Origin of the sequence: Pseudoduganella ginsengisoli, assembly GCF_009720865.1 — a bacterium.
GTDB classification, from domain to species: Bacteria; Pseudomonadota; Gammaproteobacteria; order Burkholderiales; family Burkholderiaceae_D; genus Rugamonas; species Rugamonas ginsengisoli.
This window is the reverse complement of record NZ_WNLA01000001.1, coordinates 327,318-344,988: the sequence shown is the minus strand read 5'-3', so window position 1 is coordinate 344,988 and position 17,671 is coordinate 327,318. Positions and strand designations below refer to the sequence as shown.

Genomic DNA, 17,671 nt, shown 5'->3' with positions numbered 1-17,671 from the left:
CAAGTGATGCTAACATTCAAGAAAATAAAGCAAGTCGCGCGTATTTCTTTGATTAAAGTTGTTCGAATTCTTGGTATTCGTCATCCAGTATGCACATGTTTACTTCTGGTCGGCGCTAGAAAAGTTGCAGCATATCATCTTGCTCAAGTGTAAAGCTCACACTTTGTCACTAAATGCCATGCACGAACTGCGGAGTGATATGCCGACCCAGAATTTGTTCAACCGACTCCACGGCTGGCATCAATGCAGCGCTGCTGCCACTGGGCGATTTCCTCTGCATCCCAAGCGATGGACTTGGGACCGATGGGAATCGGCGCTGGCAATACGCCAGCCTTCACTTTCCGCCAGATTGTCGCGCGGGACCATCCGGTAGCTTCGATCACCGCTGGTAAGCGGAGGAATTTTTTGGTCGTGGTCATGATTGTTCCTGTTGTTCTTGAAAAGAGGTTGGCGAGGAAAGAGTAGTGCGTGAACTGATCTGTCATCTGCCTAAATAAATCGAGGTGACCTGTTCGCGAAAATGACCCATCTCCTTCGATAACTTGAGCCGCGCATCGTGATCAGCTTGCTTGTCGGCGGCAGCCAGTTGCTTCGATGTGCTGCCACCATTTGCAGGACACGGCCAGCCAGTCAACTCGGCATAGCGCCGCTGTGCATACTCGTGCCGCAATCCGTGCACGCCATGGATGCCCGCCTTATCGCACTGCGCTCGGAAACGATTCAACTGATCTCGATACCGCAACTGCGCCGGAATCAAGCTGCCTTTCCCCGCCAGTGCTTTGGCCGCATCCAGCACGGCCTGCTGCTGCGCCGTGGTAATCGGCACCTCACGATATTTGCCGCCCTTGGTCCAGCTATCCTGCAACCGCAAGAAGCTCCCGCAGTCCGCCCACCCCGGCTTGATCTTGATGCTTTCCTCTCGCCGTAATCCAAACGCCGCCTGCAACTGTAGGGACATTCGCGTATAGGGATCAGTCACACGGGCCAGCATGTCGCCGTCCAGCACCTTGGCCTTCGAGACATTGGTGACAAACACCCGCTCAGCGATCCCGTATTCGCTATTGGAGCGCGCAATGACGTTGTCCTTGCCGACCTTTTCGGCCCACCAGCGCAAGGCGCTCATGCGGTTTTTAATCGTGCCGGTACTGATGCCGTCCTGCTTCCATTTTTCGAGCAGCGCCGTCACATGCTTCGGTTTCAGGCTGTCCGCGTTCAAATGCTGGAAACCGCGTGCGGTCAGGTCGTTCGCGCACAGGGTCAATAAACGCTCGCGGTCGGCCTGCGTGGCAAAGCTGCCGTCGCGGTTGCGGTGACACAGTTGCTTGAGCTGGTAGTTCAAGTCGCGCATGGCAAAGTCCTCCTCTCGATCTATGGGGTTCAACACAACATCGATGCCGCATGGTGTAAGTCAGTCTGGTCAGTGTTTCTGGCCACCCGTACTGCCGCAGCAGGACAGGTTTGAATAAAGGCCCCGGGGCACCACCCCCGTGTTTGCGGTTGCTGTACTGCCTGCCCGCGCCGCATGCGCGTGTGGCACCGCTGCGCGTTCCCGGGGGGAACTGCCACAGCGGGGACCAATCACCCAGGGTCCATGGAGTGCACCTCGTGCACGTATCGAAACAATTAACCAGCCCGAAGCGGGCGCAGGACTTCGCAAGGCTTGCTGGCGAAGTGGGCCGCTTGGCCCCATCACTGACCACCATCACGCGGCAAAATGCCGCTTGCCGCCAGGGTTTATGCCCCATGCGGCGCGTCGTCACTGGCAGCACGCCGCCAGTAACGACGCGCGTGACCGTACCCATGACAACCCTCTGAGGTGATGCCGCTATCGCACGATGTGCGACGAACGCGGCCAATCGGAAGCGCCTGCATAGTCGATTCATGCGTGTGCTGGCTTCCAGCGATACCGCTACTGGAGGGGCGTGCCAGCCGCGCAGAATGCAACGCAGGGCTTGAGGCGGCCCGCAAATCACAAGGGACGTGCGGGCTTATCGATGCAAGAAACTTGTCCTTGCCATATAGCGCCGTAAGGGCGCTGACCGGTAAAGCATGCCACCGGATTCCGGCGGCTTTTTCTAAGTCGCTGGCCACGTTGCCGTGTGATGCCAGCTTAATCGACTTATGGGAGCGCACTTGGCGCTCTTAATCTGAAGGCGGGTGACGACCGCAACGCCTATGCCGCTAGAGCATAGGGACATGCTCGATGCATGCCCTCGTGGGAGCGATTCCCACATATGAGGGCTTCATTCTATGCCGCAAACCGGCGTTTGCAAGTGATTCGTTTGGGCGGGACCGTTTTTCCGGTGCACATGGCCGAGGCGCGAAGGGGGCCGGAAATTCCAGGCACGCAGCACTTGAAGTTTTGGCGGTATTTTTGGCGGTACTTTTCTGAAAACGCCGCCAATTCCTCCTCTGTCGTTGGATTCCGGTCAGCGCACCAAATAAAAAGGGCAATCCTTCGGGATTGCCCTTTTTGCTTTAGGGTTACAGGTTTGCGCCTGTAACCCTTTTTTGTTGCTAGGAAGTGTCGGAAATATTAACATTATCCATAAGGCAATATTTGTTTCTTGTTTATTTTCAATGGCTTAGCTATTTGGCACGGTTTGTGCTAATGGTTAAACCGGCAACATTATAATTTTTCCATTGATCAATAACTAAGGGACGGCCATGAAACTTTCCAAATTAGTACCAGCAGCGCTGCTGCTTGCTTTCGCCAACTTTGCCAACGCAACCGCCTTCGTCAACGGCGGCTTCGAAGACGGCAACGCCAACGGCTGGACGGTCGGCGGCGGCTTCCGCGGCGGCGTGTTGAACTCGGGTATGTCGACTGCCGACTTCCTGCCAGGTGGCAGCCTGTATGACGCTGGTTCGTCGCGTTCGGGCATCAATGCAGCCGGCACGGTGGACGTGAATGTCGGCGCTGCGCTGGGCTCGACGGTTTATTCCGGCAACTATTCGTACCGCGCTGAAGACCAGACCTGGGGCGGCTACGCTTCCGTGATCAGCCAGAAAGTCATGAACTATACGGACGCCAACATCTTCTTCGCGTGGAAAGCTGTCCTGGAAAACGGCGGCCACACCGAAGATGAATCGGCAGCGATCTTCGTGTCCCTGCACGACGATACCACTGGCACCCAGCTGATCAGCCGCGTGTACAACGCTGGCGCCGGCGGTGGCGGCGTGGATTCGCGCTTCTCCAGCATCGGCAGCATTTTCTACACACCTGATTGGCAAATCGAACAGCTGGCCATCGATGCGGGCCTGGCTGGCCACGATTTCACGCTGTCGCTGCTGGCTGCAGACTGCAACCCAACCGGCCACTTCGGCTATGCGTACATCGATGGTTTCGGTGCAGTGATTCCACCAGTACACGTACCTGAGCCACAAACCGCAGCACTGATGCTGCTGGGCGCAGGCGCCATGCTGGCTGCCCGTCGCCGCCGCAACAACAATTCGTAATTGCTAAACCAGCCTCGTGCTGGATAAAAAAGGCAGCTCGGCGGAGCTGCCTTTTTATTTTCAGGTTCGGGTCTGGTGATTTGTCTCAAGTCCGTGACAAAGCGCAGCGCCAATAATTTTCTTCCTGACCGATTTGATGGAGGAATGTGATGGCGACCTTGTCCAAGAGTGGTTTTGAGAAATGGCAAGACGGAATAAGTAAGGCTGCTGGTGACAGCAAATGGAATGCCTGGGACTGCGATTTGCGCAGGGCCGTGAAGTATCAGCGCACATCGATCCAACAAGTCATTATCGGCTGGCGGCCCATTTCCACGTCCATGGTTGCGCATCGATATAACGGGGGAGGGGACCCCAATTATGCGAAGAAGCTCGACTTTGCTTTAAGTCTGATACGCAAAGGGAAGGAAGCCTCATGCGTGCGCTAATTGCAGCTGCCAGCCTGATTTTTTCGGCACCGTTACTTGCTGCGCCTCCTCTGCCAGCGGAAAGGGCGTTACGCGAGGAATGCAGTGCGTTTTCGGAAGCCGGTATGCGGGATTGTTTGGTGCATCATGCGGCGCAGAGCGCGAAAGTGTTGAAGCAGGCTGAGGAAAGTGCCAGTGCAGCGCTGGCTAAATGGGATGAGGATGCAAAGTTTGTCAGGGCTGCGAAAGTGCGTTTGGAAACATCCGGACGCGAGTTCCTGCGCTACAGGGACGCCCATTGTGCATTTGCGGCATCCCTTGGAGGCGGGGCAATTGGTAATGCGCTGGAGATGATGCGGCTGGCTTGCGTGGCAGAGTTGAATTACCGCCGGGCCGGTCAACTAACCAACGCTGTTGCAGACTTACCTGCCTCCTAATCCGTGCAAGTGTTGAGGGCTCCGCAGCCTGCGGAGTTCTCGCAGTTCATTTTTAAATCGCCACGCGCCTCAAGGCGCAAAATGGCATTCCATGCTGCAGATCGGAACCACGATGCTGAAACAATCCAGCAGCATGCCGCAACTGGTCACGCCGCAGGTGCAGTAAGCCACAATTCGAAACACGTATCACCGTGTTCATCGGCAGCCAGCCGGTGGCTGTAGCCGTGCCGGTTCAAGACTTCGCGCACGAACAGCAAACCAATACCCTGGCCGCCCTTCTTCGTGCTGAAGAAGGGCGTGAACAGCTGGCTGGCCGGCACGCCGGCCAAACGGCGGCCGCTGTCGGTGATGGATAAATGCACGCTGCCATCTTCCCTATGCAAGGCCAGCGTGACCGTGCCCGCGTTTAAACCCTGTTCCTGCATCGTGGCTTCCACGGCTTCCATCGCATTTTTCACCACGTTCAACAGCGCCTGTTCCATCAGCTGGCTATCCATGGCCAGTAAGGGCACGGTGTCGCGCCGCGCCCATGCCAGCGTAATGCCACGGCTGCGGCAAGGTTCCCGGTACAGCGCCACGATGCCGTCGAGCAGGGCGGGCAACTCCACCGGGCGCAATTCCGGCGCCGGCATTTTCACCACGCGCGTAAAGCGTTCAATGAATTCCCCCAGCTGCACATTGCGCCGTTTGACCGCCACGATGGCAGTGCTGAAGTCATCGGCATCGCCTTCTGCCAATTGATCGCGGTAATACAGCAGCGAGTCCAGCACGGACGCCGTGGCCGCCACCGTGTTGTTGACTTCATGGCCCATCACGCGGATCAGCTTGTCGTAGGTCGCGTGTTCGGAATCGGCCAGTTCCGCCGTCAATTCATCCACCAGCAAGAACTGGCGCTTGAAACCCCGGTCATGGAAGTGGCCGCGCTGGCCACGGTAGCGGCGGCCCGCGCTGTCGCTGAGTAACGCGCCCGAGTCGGCGGGAATCCGGTCCAGCTGTTCCAGCAGCGCGGCACAGCGGGCGCGGCGCTCCGTGGGCGCGTCCAGCCAGTAGTGCAAAGGTTTGCCGATTGGATTGTCAACGCCCAGCAATGCCGACGCGGCAGCATTCAAGACACTGATGCGGCCATCGAAATCAAACACGATGACCGCGCTGGGCGTGGCTTCCAGCAGCCGGTCCAGCAAACCCTGCTGCTCGCCCAGCTTCAAGCGTTCTTCGTACAGGCGCGACAGCATGGCGTTGAACAGCTGGACCAGCTGCTCCAGTTCCGGCTGGCGCCGGTGGCCGGGCGCCAGCAGGCGCGCCGCGTATTCGCCGTCTTGCAGCAGGCTGTGGAAGTGCTGCGTGTAGGCCAGCGGTTCCAGTGCGCGCGCCAGCAGGCGGTAGCCGATCACGCAGCTCACCAGCAGCGCCGCTTCCAGCGACACGAACAGCCACGGACGGGAGCGTGCGAAAGCCAGCACGGCGGCCAGCAGCGCCACGTGCAGCAGCGCGAGGTACAGGCCGAATTGCAGTTTCAGGCGTGGCGCGCGGCCGGGCAATGGCGCATTCACGGGTTGTCCCGCGATTCCGCATCGAGTCCGTGCCGCTCCAGCCGCCGGTACAGCGCATTGCGGCTCAAGCCCAGCGCCTTGGCCATGCGCGAGATATTGCCCTGATATTGTTGCAGCGCCTGAGCGATCATGTGGCGCTCCACCTGGTCGATCGTCATGCCATCGATGCTCAGCCGCGGTGCGCCGGCGCTGTCTTGCTGCTCCGCCGCGCTGAAGTCCGCCTGCGCCAGCACGGTTTTACCGGACAGCAGCATGGTGCGCTCCAGCGTTTGCCGCAGCTGGCGGATATTGCCCGGCCATGGCTGCTGCGTCAGCCAGTCCAGCGCGCTGGGCGACAGCGTCATTTCGCTCAACCCGTAACCAGCCGCGATCGTCGTCACGAGGTGGCGCGCCAGCAGCGCAATATCGCTGCGCCGCTCGCGCAGCGGCGGCAGCCGCAACGTGATCAAGTTCAAGCGGTAAAACAAGTCTTCGCGGAATTCGCCGGACGCCACCAGTTCCGCCAGTTCGCGGTTGGTGGCGGACACCACGCGGACATCGGCCTGTTCGCTGCGGCTGGCGCCCACCGGCAGATAGCTTTGATCTTGTAGCACGCGCAGCAGCTTGACCTGGTCGGCGCGGTTCAATTCGCCAATTTCATCCATGAACAGCGTGCTGCCATGGGCGGCAGCCACGTGGCCTTGCCGGTCAGCGCGGGCATCCGTGAACGCCCCTTTGACATGGCCAAACATTTCGCTTTCAAACAGCGAAGGCGTAATGGCGCCCATGTTGATTTTCACGGCGGCCTTTGCCGCGCGGGGGCTGTTGCGGTGGATCGCGTCCGCGATCAATTCCTTGCCGCAGCCGCTTTCGCCGAGGATTAATACCGGCGCGCGCGTGGCGGCCACCTGGCCGACAGTGGCCAGCACTTTCAATAAGGCCGGATGTTCGCCCACGATGCCGCTGAAATCATAGCGCTGGTCCAGCTCGCGCCGCGCCGCCGTGGTTTCCGCATCGTGCGGCGTGGCCGACAACGTGGCGCGGATCAACTGCACCAGCTGGCTGTTGTCCCACGGTTTCGTAAAGAAGTTGGCGGCCCCGGCCTGCATGCCTTTGACGGCCAGTGCAATCGAGCCCCATGCTGTCATCAACAGTACAGGCAAGGCAGGGCGCAGTGCGCGGATGTGCGCCAGCAATTGCAAGCCTTCATCGCCGCTGGTTTGCAGGGAAAAATTCATATCCTGCAGCACCAGGTCGAACGGTTCCTGTTCCAGCAACGCCAGTGCGGCGCGCGGCTCGTCGCACGTGCGCGCCGTGAAGCCGGATTGTTTTAACAGCAGGCTTAACGACGCCAGCACGGCAGCGTCGTCATCAACGATAAGGATGCGGGTCATTCCGGATTATTCGTAGCGCAGGGCGGTGGTCGGTGTCATGCGGCTGGCGTGCCAGCCTGGGTAAAGCGAGCACAGCAAGGATAGCAGATAGATCAGTCCCATCGACAGGCCCAGTGCGCAAATAAACACGTGCCAGTTCAAGTGCTCGCCCAATACGCCCGTCAGCGGCAACTGCACCAGCAACGCCAGTCCGGCCAGCATGGCGCCTGTGCTGAGCAGCATTTGCTCCGTGATGATCTGGCGCCAGATGGCGCCAGCCGGCGCCCCCATGGCGCGCCGCAAGCCGATTTCCGGTATGCGGCGCGTGGTGTTTTGCCACAGCACGCCGAACAGGCCGAACGCCACCATCGCCAGCAGGAAGGCGGCAATCACGGCCAGGATCATCATGGGCGCCAACTGGTTTTTCAGCAGGCTGGCGCGCAAGTCCGCCATCGGCGAGATCGTGTAGCTCCAGTCATTGCGCACCAGCTTTAATTGGCGCTGCAACGTGGTTTCAAAACTGCGCGGCGTGCCGGCCTTAACCCGTAGCACCATGGCGCTCAGGTTGGACAATTTGCTGTCGGAGACATGGCGCATCAGGATGATATCGGCGGTCGGATCCAGTTCGCCTTTGGCGCGATAGGCTTCCACCACGGCTGTCACGCGGAAGCGCGCGCCAGGGCCATTGGTTTCATAGCTGTTGAAGGTTTGGCCGACAGCTGACTGGCCGGGGAACCACTGGTCTGCCAAGTGCCGGTTGATTACCACGGGAATGGCGTCGGCCCCGTCATCCGCGCTGCTGAACCATTGTCCAGCCAAGGGGGTCATGTCATTGGTGGCAAAAAAGTCGTCGCTGACTTCCATCGTTTGGATGACTTCTTCGGGACCGTTGGCCGAGCGGCCATAGCCAGTAGTCATGGTGGCCATCGTGTATGGCGAAAACGTAATGTAGGCCGCCTGTTCGACTTCCGGCAATTCACGCACGGCCTGGCGTAAGCGGTTGTAGAGGTCGTTGTCCTTCGGCATGCGCTGGCCGTCACCCGGGTTCAGCGACACGGTCCACAGGTTGCGGTAGTCGTAGCCAACTGGTTCGTGGTACAGCTGCCAGCAGCGGACACCGGCAGCCGACAGTGCAAACACCAGCACGAACGCCAGCAGCAATTCCAAACTCAGCATCAGGTTGCGCGTTTTGCGCTTCCACATCAATTTCAGGCAATGGCGCAGCATCACGCAGTTCCTTTCAACGCATGCACAGGGTCGAGGCGGGACATTTTCCAGGCCGGGATCACGCCTGACAGCACGCCAAATACGATGGTCAACAGCAAGCCATAGCCGAATACGGCGCCGTTCAGGCTCACCTTCAGGTAGGGGACCACGCCGGAATGCTCGATCCACATCAGCGCCAGCGCGGCACAGGGCAGGCTGAGCAAGCCTCCGGCCAGGCACAGCATGATGTTTTCCGTTAGCAGCTGGGCCGCCAACTGGCGGTTGGTGGCGCCAAATGCCTTGCGGGTGCCGATTTCCGTGCTGCGCTCCATGATGCGGCCCATGTTCAAGTTCACCAGGTTCAGCGCCGGCAACAGCATGAACAGCACGGCCAGCAGGCTCAATACGGCAACAATGGCGCCGGCGCCGGAATCCAAGGTCTGGCTTTGCGTGATGGTGCGTGCGAAGACGTCGAGCTTGTCGTCCGCAAACAGGTAAGCGCGGTTCCACTCTTTGGGATCATCGAATTGAACGTTGCGGGCCACTTGCGCAACTTCACGGCGGATGGCATCGGCCCCCGCCGGGCTGTCCGCCATCAGCAGCGCCGTGAACGTGCCAAAGATTTGCTGGCGGTAGGCGCTGTCCGGGAATGTCGTGACCGGGACCCAGATGTCGGATAGCGCATTCAAGTGCAGCGCATCTTCAACCACGCCAATGACCTGGAATGGCTGGTTGCCCGCGTCAAACTGGCGGCCTACCGCGCTGGCTATGCCGGCGCCGGGAAACAGCTTGCGCGCCGTGCTGTAGTTAATCACGGCTACCATGCGGCCCTGCGCCACGTCATCCGGGGTATAGACCCGGCCGGCCAGTACGTGGAAATCCATGATGCGCCAATACTCGGCGTCCGAGCGGCGCATCTGCAATTCGCTGACCCGGCCGTCCTGGTACACGGATACGGTTTGCGGCATCGTGACGGCCGACACCACGGTGGCGGATTGTACGGGTTTTAAATATTGCTCGACGACTTTGTAGCCCAGCGGGCCGTAATAGCGGCTGTTGCTGCCTTCCCGGCGCGCTTCAATGGCAAACACTTGCAGGAAGCGGTCGCTGCGGCCTTCCACGCCTGCCGGGTGGAATGCTTGCTGCAGCAAGGCCGTTGCGACCAGCAGCACAACCAGGGTCAGCATGATGCACAGCAGGCTCAATGCCGTGTACAGCTTGCGCCGCAGGCACACTTTATAGGCCATCACAATGTAATTCTTCAGCATGCGTGCTCCTTACGCGACCAGCTGGCCGTCAAACACGCGCACTACGCGATGCGCCCGCTTCGCTTGCCTTTCATCGTGCGTCACCATCACGACCGTGGTGCCTTCGCTGTTCAGGCGCAGCAGGATTTCCATGACTTCGTCGCTCATGCGGCTATCGAGGTTGCCGGTGGGTTCATCGGCCAGCAGCACTTGCGGCTGGCCGGCAATGGCGCGCGCAATGGCCACGCGCTGTTGCTGGCCGCCGGATAGCTGGTTCGGGTAATGGTCCATGCGTGCACCCAGCCCGACTTTTTCCAGTGCGGCTGCCGCCATGCGGCGCCGGGCGGCGGCATTGACGCCGGGGCGGTACAGCAGCGGCAATTCCACGTTGTCGATGACGCGCAAGTCGCTGATCAAGTGGAAGCTCTGGAAGATGAAACCGAACGTGCGGTTGCGCAGGCGGGCCACGTCCTGGTCGCGGTATGTGTGCACGGGTTTGCCCGCCACGTGGATGGCGCCCGTGCCGGGACGGTCCAGCAAGCCGATCACGTTCAGCAGCGTGCTTTTGCCGCAGCCGCTGGGACCCATGATGCACACGAATTCCGCTTCTTTCACATGCAGGTCGATGCCGCGCAGGGCCAGCGTTTCAATTTTGTCGGTCTGGTAGGTTTTACTGATTTTGTCGAGTTTGATCATGGACGTCCCCTTAATTGGTAATGCGGAGCGTGTCGTGCTCCTTGTAGCGGCTGATATCGGAAATGATCAGGCGGTCGCCGGCCTGGGCGCCGGACACGATTTCCACGGCCTTGCCATCGCTGGCGCCGATATCCAGCGTGACTTTGCGCGCGACGCCGTCGCGCAGCACGTAGCCTTGCTGGCGGCCCTGGCCGTTGAAGGCGGCGCCGTTGTCGGCCAGCAGTACGCCTTGCTTTTGATCCGTGATGATCCGCACGTCGACCCGCATGCGGTTGCGCAGCATGGGGTTGCCGGGCTGGTCCAGGGTTGTCAGGACCGTGACTTTGCCATCGCGGATTTCCGGCAGCACCGTGTGCACGCGGCCGGACAGCACCTGGCCATTGTGCTCGACTTGCACGGCCAGGCCGGAGCCAAGGCGGCGCGCATGGAAGTCCGAGACGGCCGCTTCCACCCGGTAGTGCTGCAAATCCGCCACCTTGGCCAGCATTTGGCCCGTCACCACGGCGGCGCCTTCATCGGCCGCCAGCGACGTCAGCATGCCGGCAAATGGCGCGCGCACCTGCGTTTGCTGCTGCACCAGTAATTGCTGGTCCAGCTGTTTTTGCAGGATGGCTTTTTGCAGGCGCGCATCGGCAATGGTGCTGGCGTTGACGCGGGCCGTGTCATCGATGAATTCCTGTTGCTGGCGCAATTGCACTTCAATGCGCTTCACGTTCAATTCAGCCGCCAGCATGTCTTCGCCGGAAATGCCGCCCGCCTTGCGCAACAGTTGCGAGCGGTTCAGCTTGGCGCGGGCGCTTTGTAAATCCAGTTCCAGCAATTCCATCGCGGCTTTGGTTTGCTTGCGCTTTTGTTCCAGTTCCACGCGCAAGCCCGTCATGCGGTTTTCCTGTTGCGCCAATTGCTCCTGCAGGCTGGCAATGGTCACGCGCACACTGCCGTCATCCAGCGACAGCAGCAAGTCGCCCGCCGCCACTTGCTGGCCGGGCTTGGCGTGCACGTGGGCGATGCGGCTGGGGATCGGCGCCGGCACGGTTTCTTCGCGCTCCGGCACCACGACGCCGGTGGCGCTGATGCTGTTGGCGATATTGCCGCGCCTCACTTCCGCGACTGCAATGTCGCGCGTGCTGGCGCTGGGACTGGCGTAATAGCGGAGTCCCCAGGCTGTGCCGCACAGCAAAGCCAGGCCGGCGGCGACCGTACCCGCCGTGCGGCGCCGGCGCTGCGCCACGATGGCAGGGGAAAGTGCTTGATCCATGATGGGTCTGGGCAGGTTGATGTTGCGTTTCATAATTGCAAACACCATGCCAGCCGAGGCGATTGAAAAATCGCTGATGTTTCAAGGGCTTGTGTGGCGAAGAGTTAACGGGGCAGGGGTAGGAATTGCCCGCGTCAGGGCAGCACTGCCCGGATCCGGGCACTTTCCTAAGGGTATCCTGCGCCGGTGATCGGGCCGCTGGCTTTAGACTTGGCGCCATGACGCGCCGACTTGATGATTTTACTGCCGAGAAAGTGGCAGTTGCTTTGCTGACCCGCGCCGCTTTTGGCGAGGGCACAGCGTATACCTATGCCGAATTGGCGGGCATTCCTTCCCGCCTGATCGATGACGTCCTGGGACGCCCGGTGGGGCGTCTGCGGGAATACTCGTCCATGCTGCAGCCGCCGCCAGACCGGCGCAACAGCAGCCGGATCTGACGGTCAAGCTTGTTTGCGGCGGCGTGCTGCCAACAGGCCGGTCATGCCCAGGCCCAGCAGCGCCAGGCTGCCCGGTTCCGGCACATTGCTGGCGCCGATATCCAGGTTATCCATGGTGAAATAGGTGCTGTCCGATGAGATGCGCAGCGACGTCAGGTTCTTGAAAGCCGCACCGCTCGTGAACCGTTCAAAGTCGTTGCCCGTCACCGAGTTATAGTTGATGCCTGTCAGGGAAAACGTTGCACTGGCCGTGCTGCCGTCGGCATGTTGCCCGGTGATTAACAGTGGCAGGCTGCCATAGCCTCGTACGAACCAGCTGCCCCAGGAACCCAGGTCGACGCTGTTCAGGGAGAAAGGCTGGTGGGTGTTGCTGGTAATGGTGACGTTGGTGGCCAGCAGGTAATCGGTGCCGTTATAAGGCAAGTCGGAGTAATCCGAATTCGAATAAGCGGTGCCGATCCAGTACTGCGTGTTATTGGACGAAAAGGTGTAACCGCCCTGCGAAAAACTGCTGTTCAGGAAGTACGTATAGCTGCCGCCCTGGTAACCATTAGGCGCTGCCGTACCGGCCAGGTTGTTGAAGTCAATCACAGTCGCGTTGGCGGTGATGGCAAAGCATGCGAACAGGGTGCTGGCGATGGTGCGGATGGCTGGCTTGTTCATAATTCCCTCTGGAAAGTTTGGTTTCCATACATCAAGCATGTTTCATGCCTGAAATATTTTCTTCCATTCAATCAGGGAGTTACATATGCGGTGCGGCGGAAGCGGTTGTGAAGTGTAAAATTTGCCGACACGGCGCCCGTTCAGGCGCCGTGAATAGCGGTTTTTAACGGAAATTAACAGTTAATAGCTGGTAATTGGCGCTGGAGCGCCATTTTTGAAGTTAAAGATGGTCACCAGCGATTCTTTCATGTCACCCTTCGCATCGAATGCGTAGGTGCCCATCACGCCCTTGTAAGCACCGGCGCTAATGGCGGGGCCGACCTTGGCAGGATCCGTGGAATTCACTTTTTGCATGGCATTGGCGTACATCATGGCCGCGTCGTAATACGTGGCGGCATAGACGTCGGGATCGCGGTTATAGCGTTTCTTGAACGCCGCCTTGAATTGCGGGCCGGCTGCCGCTTTGTCGAGAATGGCGCCGCCTTGCGAGCACAGCACGTTGTCGCCTACCGCATCGCCGCCCAGCTTGCCCATCTCCGCCGTGCAGATAGTGTCGCCGCCCAGCAGCTTGGCATTGATGCCCAGCTGTTTCATCTGGCGCGCCATCGGCGCCGCTTGCGGTGCATAGCCGCCGAAGAAGATGGCTTCCACGTTCTTGGCTTTCAGCTTGGTCAGGATGGCGGTGAAGTCGACTGCTTTGTCCGTCGTGTATTCGTGGCCGGCCACTGTCAGGCCCGATGCCTTGGCCTGCTTCTTGAATTCTTCCGCCAGGCCCTGGCCGAATGCCGTGCGGTCGTCAATCACGGCCACGGTTTTGAATTTCAATTCTTTGGCGGCATACAGCGCCATTTTCGAACCCAGCTGCGTATCGCTGGCATTGACGCGGAATACGCCTTTATAGCCTTGCTGCGTGACCTTCGGGTTGGTGGCCACGGTGGCGATCAGCGCACCCGCGTCGTTGTAGGCGCGGGAAGCCGGGATGGCGACGCCGGAGTTATAAGGACCGACCACGTAGCGCACGCCGCTGTCGATGAATTTCTGCGCCACTTGCACGCCGGCTTTCGGATCCCCCTGGTCGTCTTCCGACATCAGTTCGAATTTGATCTTCTTGCCGCCCACGGTAATGGGTTTGGCATTCAATTCTTCAATGGCCAGGCGGGCGCCATTTTCATTGTCCTTGCCGGAAAACGCTTGTGCGCCCGACAGGGGGCCGGTGTGGCCAATCTTGACGGTTTCCTGTGCCGCTGCGTTGGTCATGGCGCTGATGGCGCCAAGCAGGGCGAATGCATATTTTGTGTACTGCAACGGTGTCTCCTTGGTGAGGGTCGGTCTGCGCGAGCATTATCCTTAAGGCCAAATGGCAGGGCAAGCGCAAACTGCTGTGCCGAAGCTCTGCCATGCAGCTCTGCGCGGCGCTATGCGGAAATGTGCAAAATCATGCGGAAAACCGCCTATTGTGCGGAGCCGGCATGAACGGCGTCACCGTTGTGCAGTGCGGCGGCGCTGGCGGACCAGCGCGGTATTGATGCGGTCGATCAAACCGTGGTCCTGTCCATACGCGATGGCGAAGTGTTCGCCGCTTTCCGCCAAAACGGGTTGCGGCAGCACGGACAGGCTCACGTCCGGCGGCAAGCCCATTTCTTTGATGTAAGGCGCAATAAAGGTGCGCAGTTCGGCTTCGATTTCCGGCGCGGTTTCCCATCCGGGCTGGACCAGCAGCACGGCATCGACCCGCTTTAACAGCAAGCGCTTCAGCCGCGCTGAGCGCGATGGAATATCGTCTTCGACACGGAACGTTGTATTACGGCGCCGTTCGAATTCCTCGCCATATGTATAACCGCGCACGGCGCCTACGGTTTTGCCGCGCAAGTCATCCAGCGTGCTGAATGGGAAGGTGGCGTCACTGCGCGTGACCAGCCACAGCGTATTGTTGCCCACAATGTCGGAATAGTGGAGGTCGCGCAAGCGCTCTTCGGTTTTCGGCAGGCCAAAGATCAGGCCGGCGCCACTGCGGGCGTTGCGCTCGGCGCGTGGCCATGGATAACTCTTGATTTCAAAGGCGATATTTAACTCTTGCTCGAGATAGTCGAACAATTTACGCCGCCACGGTTTCAGCGGCTTTTGCCGGCCTTGCGCGTCGAGCGCATCGCCCAGCAGCAGCGTGACGGTTTGCGGTGCGGCGTGGGCCGTCGCGGGGCCCAGGGCCAGCATGCCGGCAGCCAGCCCGAACGCTGTCAAAAATGTGCGCTTGCTTTCGGATGTCATCAGATATCCATACTGTAAGGCGCCTCCCGATTGCCGGCGGAAGGGGGCGGGTACCAGCCGATTATTGCAGAGAATGATTTAAATGACGTCAAAAACCCTATTTTGTCGTGTAATTGATGTTCATTAGTTATCTTTGCCGTTGCTTCTGTGCTGTATCGCCGTTGTTGACGCCTGCCTCGGCAGTTTCACCAACCGGCTGGACCGGGCGTGCGGGAACAACCGGCGCTGCAGTAGGGATGGCCGCAGCCTGTGCCGCGGGCAATGGCGGGCGGGCACTGGCCGCTGCCATCGCGGGGGCGTTGTAAGCAGCGATCGCGGCAGCCAGGGCCGGATCGGCTGCGCTGGGCTGGGGGCGGGCATCGGCAGACCGTTGCAGTTGCGTGGCAGCGCCGGCCTGCGCTGCCGCATCCCGTTCCGCCTGCACTTGACGCGCGGCGTCGGCGGCGTCGCGTAACTGGCGTTCCAGCTGCGCCTGCTGGTTGGCGCCGCCCCTTGCAGTTTGCTGTTCCTGCGCCAGGCGCTGTTCCGCCGCGCGCTGGGCGGCAGCCATGGCAGCAGCGCTTTGCGCTTCCGGTGGCGTGGCGTACTGCTGCCGTTCGGCGGCCTGTTGTTCAGCCTGGCGGCTGGCGGCGGCGCGTGCGGCCGCTTGACGTTCCTGCTGGTCCGCGGCAGTCTGCGCAGTGGTGCGTGACGTGGTTTGTATCGCGGTTTCCGAGCGCCCGCGGTCGCTGTTGACGCGCTGTTCAAAGGCGTCAACGGTCTTGCGTTCGTCAGCGGCACGCTGCGCTTTGCGTTCGGCGCGGCGCTGTTCTTCCATCCGGTCTGCCAGCGCATTGGCTTGGGCGCGCAGGTTCGATTGCCCTGCCGTGGTGATGCGCACATTGTCGGCACGGTCGGCGATGGCGCGCTCTTGCCGGGCTTCCTTTGCTGTGCGGGCCGCTTGTTGCGCAGCCAGTTCGCGCAGCCGGGCTTGCGTGAGGCTGTCTTGTTCTTGCGTCACTTGCCGGCGTTGCAGTACCTGCTGTTGATGTGCCGCCATGGCGTCGGCGGCATCACGGTTCGTTTGCGTTTCCGCAGCTGTTTGTTGCCGTTCCTGCTGTGCGCGGTCACGGTCCGCTTGAGTCTGTTGTGCGGCCTGTGCCGTCAGCCTGGACTGTTGAGCCGTTTGCTGCTGCGCCTGGATGGCTTGCGCTTGTTGCTGTTCCTGCTTGATCCGGGCGCCGTCAGCCGCCTGCGCCGCTTGCCGTGTTGCCTGTTGTGCCTGCTGCGCCTGCCGTAGCTGCGCTGCCCGCTGTGTCGCCTGCTGTGCTTGTTGCGCCTGCTCCGCTTGCCGCTGCGCGGCCAGGCGCGCCGCCACCATGGCTTCGTCGCGCGCCTCCGCAATGGCGGCCGTATTACGCCGCGCCGTGGCGAAAGCGGCTGCATCGCGCGCGGCAGTTTCCTGCTGCGAAGCCAGTGTGCGGTCTTGCGCCTGCCGTGCCGCATTGGGCTGCGTACCTTGCTGCGTGGTACGGGTTGCCGGCTGTTGCTGCGCCGCGCGCGCGGCCTGCTGCTCGCGCAGCCGTTCATCTTGATTGGCTGCCGCCTGGTTCGCGCTCAATGTCCCGCTCAATTGCTGTTGCTGCCGCAATTGCTGTTCCAGCTCCGATTGCACGTGGTCGAGCTCTTGGCGCAGCGCGGCGGCCCGCTGCGCCAGGCCGGTGGTTTGCTGCGCAGCGGCGTCCGCTTGCCGCTCTGCCGCCATGCGCTGTTGCAGTGCTGTGGCCGCCAAGTCTTCCTGCGCCGATACCTGCAGCTGGCGTTCCGCGGCAGCGCGGTTGGCCGCCAGCCGGTCGGCCTGCGTTTCCGCCTGCGCCGCGCTGTCAGCCGCCGCTTCGCGCGCCGCCGCCAGTTGCTGCTGGCGCTGCAGTTCCGCCGGGGTGGCAGCAATGGCGTCATTGAACGCCAGGTGGGCCAGCGTGGAATCCGATGCCGGCAACGCTGGCGGCGCGGTGGCGGGCGCCGGTGTCGGCGCTGCCGTGGCTTCTGCTTGCGCCACGGCAGTCCCCAGCGCATTGAATTCATCCGTGGTGCGTGCCAGCAGCGCCAGCGTGCCTGCGCGGTCCACGGCAAAAGCGGCGCGCAGCAGCGGTGCTTCTACGTTCAGGATGTCGGCGCTGGAAGCGGGCGCCAGCGGATCGAGCGTGATGCCGATACCGGCCAGCGTGCTGGTGGAAATGGGACCGCCCCGTCCCGCCGTGGCGCCCAGCTGCTGCAGCACGAGGGCCAGCCGCTCGCCCAGCGTGCCGCCCTGGCTGTCGGGCAACGGCGGCAAGGTGTCGAGGGCCAAGGGCGGCAACTGGTTGAACGATTGCGTCAGGTTGGTGGCTGCCGTGGCCAGCAGCATCAATTCCGCAGCGGTCGGGGTATTGCTGGCGCCGCCTTGTAATTGCTCCAGCTGGCGGCGCGTCAGCGCGATATTCGACAGGAATTGTGCCAGGCCGGAAAACTCCACGGCCGAAGCGTTGTCGGCCAGTGCGTTGGCGGCAGCCAGCGCGGCGGCCGCGGTGACAGATGGATGGACCGGTGCAACGGTGGAAACTGCATCGGCGGCATGGGTTACAGGCAGCATAACGTCACCTTCAGGCGGGAAGTTGTCACCCTTGTACGAAAGAGTCCCGCCAGCATGCGCGCCGGCCCGCCCCGTGTCTGTGGGCT

17 protein-coding genes are annotated in these 17,671 nt (G+C 61.0%); 5 read left to right on the top strand and 12 right to left on the bottom strand.

Features of this window, described 5'->3' with window-relative positions:
• Window positions 1-218: 218 nt before the first annotated feature.
• Complete coding sequence (locus GM668_RS01480) at window positions 219-419, bottom strand: helix-turn-helix transcriptional regulator (RefSeq protein WP_155437152.1); 201 nt, start codon at window positions 417-419, stop codon at window positions 219-221.
• A gap of 62 nt (window positions 420-481) precedes the next feature.
• A complete protein-coding gene (locus GM668_RS01475) occupies window positions 482-1,348 on the bottom strand; it encodes a phage integrase N-terminal domain-containing protein (RefSeq protein ID WP_155437151.1) in 867 nt (288 codons plus the stop codon).
• A gap of 257 nt (window positions 1,349-1,605) precedes the next feature.
• Between GM668_RS01475 and GM668_RS01470 the strand changes: the two genes are divergently transcribed.
• The 4 genes from GM668_RS01470 (at window position 1,606) to GM668_RS01455 (ending at window position 4,300) form a co-directional block, all read left to right on the top strand.
• On the top strand, window positions 1,606-1,815 hold the full coding sequence (locus GM668_RS01470; RefSeq protein ID WP_155437150.1) for a hypothetical protein: 210 nt from the start codon (window positions 1,606-1,608) through the stop codon (window positions 1,813-1,815).
• Window positions 1,816-2,667: 852 nt separating this feature from the next.
• The gene (locus tag GM668_RS01465; RefSeq protein ID WP_155437149.1) at window positions 2,668-3,459 is read left to right on the top strand and encodes a PEP-CTERM sorting domain-containing protein; all 792 of its coding nucleotides are present in this window, start codon (window positions 2,668-2,670) and stop codon (window positions 3,457-3,459) included.
• 149 nt (window positions 3,460-3,608) lie between these two features.
• Window positions 3,609-3,884, top strand: coding sequence for a hypothetical protein (locus GM668_RS01460; RefSeq protein ID WP_155437148.1), 276 nt, complete (start codon window positions 3,609-3,611; stop codon window positions 3,882-3,884).
• Complete coding sequence (locus GM668_RS01455; RefSeq protein WP_155437147.1) at window positions 3,872-4,300, top strand: lysozyme inhibitor LprI family protein; 429 nt, start codon at window positions 3,872-3,874, stop codon at window positions 4,298-4,300. Before GM668_RS01460 ends, GM668_RS01455 begins: the two co-directional genes overlap by 13 nt.
• A gap of 146 nt (window positions 4,301-4,446) precedes the next feature.
• Here the strand turns inward: GM668_RS01455 and GM668_RS01450 are convergent, their stop codons facing one another.
• From GM668_RS01450 to GM668_RS01425, 6 genes are read right to left on the bottom strand one after another with little or no spacing between them, the layout of a single operon-like run.
• The gene (locus GM668_RS01450) at window positions 4,447-5,850 is read right to left on the bottom strand and encodes a sensor histidine kinase (protein ID WP_371868602.1); all 1,404 of its coding nucleotides are present in this window, start codon (window positions 5,848-5,850) and stop codon (window positions 4,447-4,449) included.
• A complete protein-coding gene (locus GM668_RS01445) occupies window positions 5,847-7,223 on the bottom strand; it encodes a sigma-54-dependent transcriptional regulator (RefSeq protein ID WP_155437146.1) in 1,377 nt (458 codons plus the stop codon). Before GM668_RS01445 ends, GM668_RS01450 begins: the two co-directional genes overlap by 4 nt.
• A 6-nt stretch (window positions 7,224-7,229) precedes the next feature.
• A complete protein-coding gene (locus GM668_RS01440) occupies window positions 7,230-8,429 on the bottom strand; it encodes an ABC transporter permease (RefSeq protein WP_155437145.1) in 1,200 nt (399 codons plus the stop codon).
• Window positions 8,429-9,676, bottom strand: coding sequence for an ABC transporter permease (locus GM668_RS01435; protein WP_155437144.1), 1,248 nt, complete (start codon window positions 9,674-9,676; stop codon window positions 8,429-8,431). The genes GM668_RS01440 and GM668_RS01435 overlap by 1 nt, the downstream gene beginning before the upstream one ends.
• Before the next feature lie 9 nt (window positions 9,677-9,685).
• On the bottom strand, window positions 9,686-10,351 hold the full coding sequence (locus tag GM668_RS01430) for an ABC transporter ATP-binding protein (protein WP_155437143.1): 666 nt from the start codon (window positions 10,349-10,351) through the stop codon (window positions 9,686-9,688).
• A gap of 10 nt (window positions 10,352-10,361) precedes the next feature.
• Complete coding sequence (locus GM668_RS01425; RefSeq protein WP_155437142.1) at window positions 10,362-11,609, bottom strand: efflux RND transporter periplasmic adaptor subunit; 1,248 nt, start codon at window positions 11,607-11,609, stop codon at window positions 10,362-10,364.
• Between the two features lie 218 nt (window positions 11,610-11,827).
• On the opposite strand from GM668_RS01425, the gene GM668_RS01420 reads away from it, so the two are divergent.
• The gene (locus GM668_RS01420) at window positions 11,828-12,046 is read left to right on the top strand and encodes a hypothetical protein (protein WP_155437141.1); all 219 of its coding nucleotides are present in this window, start codon (window positions 11,828-11,830) and stop codon (window positions 12,044-12,046) included.
• Window positions 12,047-12,049: 3 nt separating this feature from the next.
• Here the strand turns inward: GM668_RS01420 and GM668_RS01415 are convergent, their stop codons facing one another.
• From GM668_RS01415 to GM668_RS01400, 4 genes are all read right to left on the bottom strand, one after another.
• Window positions 12,050-12,709, bottom strand: coding sequence for a PEP-CTERM sorting domain-containing protein (locus GM668_RS01415; RefSeq protein WP_229498809.1), 660 nt, complete (start codon window positions 12,707-12,709; stop codon window positions 12,050-12,052).
• Window positions 12,710-12,889: 180 nt separating this feature from the next.
• Window positions 12,890-13,966 (bottom strand): branched-chain amino acid ABC transporter substrate-binding protein, encoded by a 1,077-nt coding sequence (locus GM668_RS01410; RefSeq protein WP_155437736.1) that lies wholly within the window; start codon window positions 13,964-13,966, stop codon window positions 12,890-12,892.
• Between the two features lie 222 nt (window positions 13,967-14,188).
• Window positions 14,189-14,974, bottom strand: coding sequence for a substrate-binding periplasmic protein (locus tag GM668_RS01405; RefSeq protein WP_155437139.1), 786 nt, complete (start codon window positions 14,972-14,974; stop codon window positions 14,189-14,191).
• 127 nt (window positions 14,975-15,101) lie between these two features.
• Window positions 15,102-17,585: a coiled-coil domain-containing protein gene (locus GM668_RS01400; protein ID WP_155437138.1), complete on the bottom strand. Its 2,484-nt coding sequence runs from the start codon at window positions 17,583-17,585 to the stop codon at window positions 15,102-15,104.
• Window positions 17,586-17,671 lie beyond the last annotated feature (86 nt).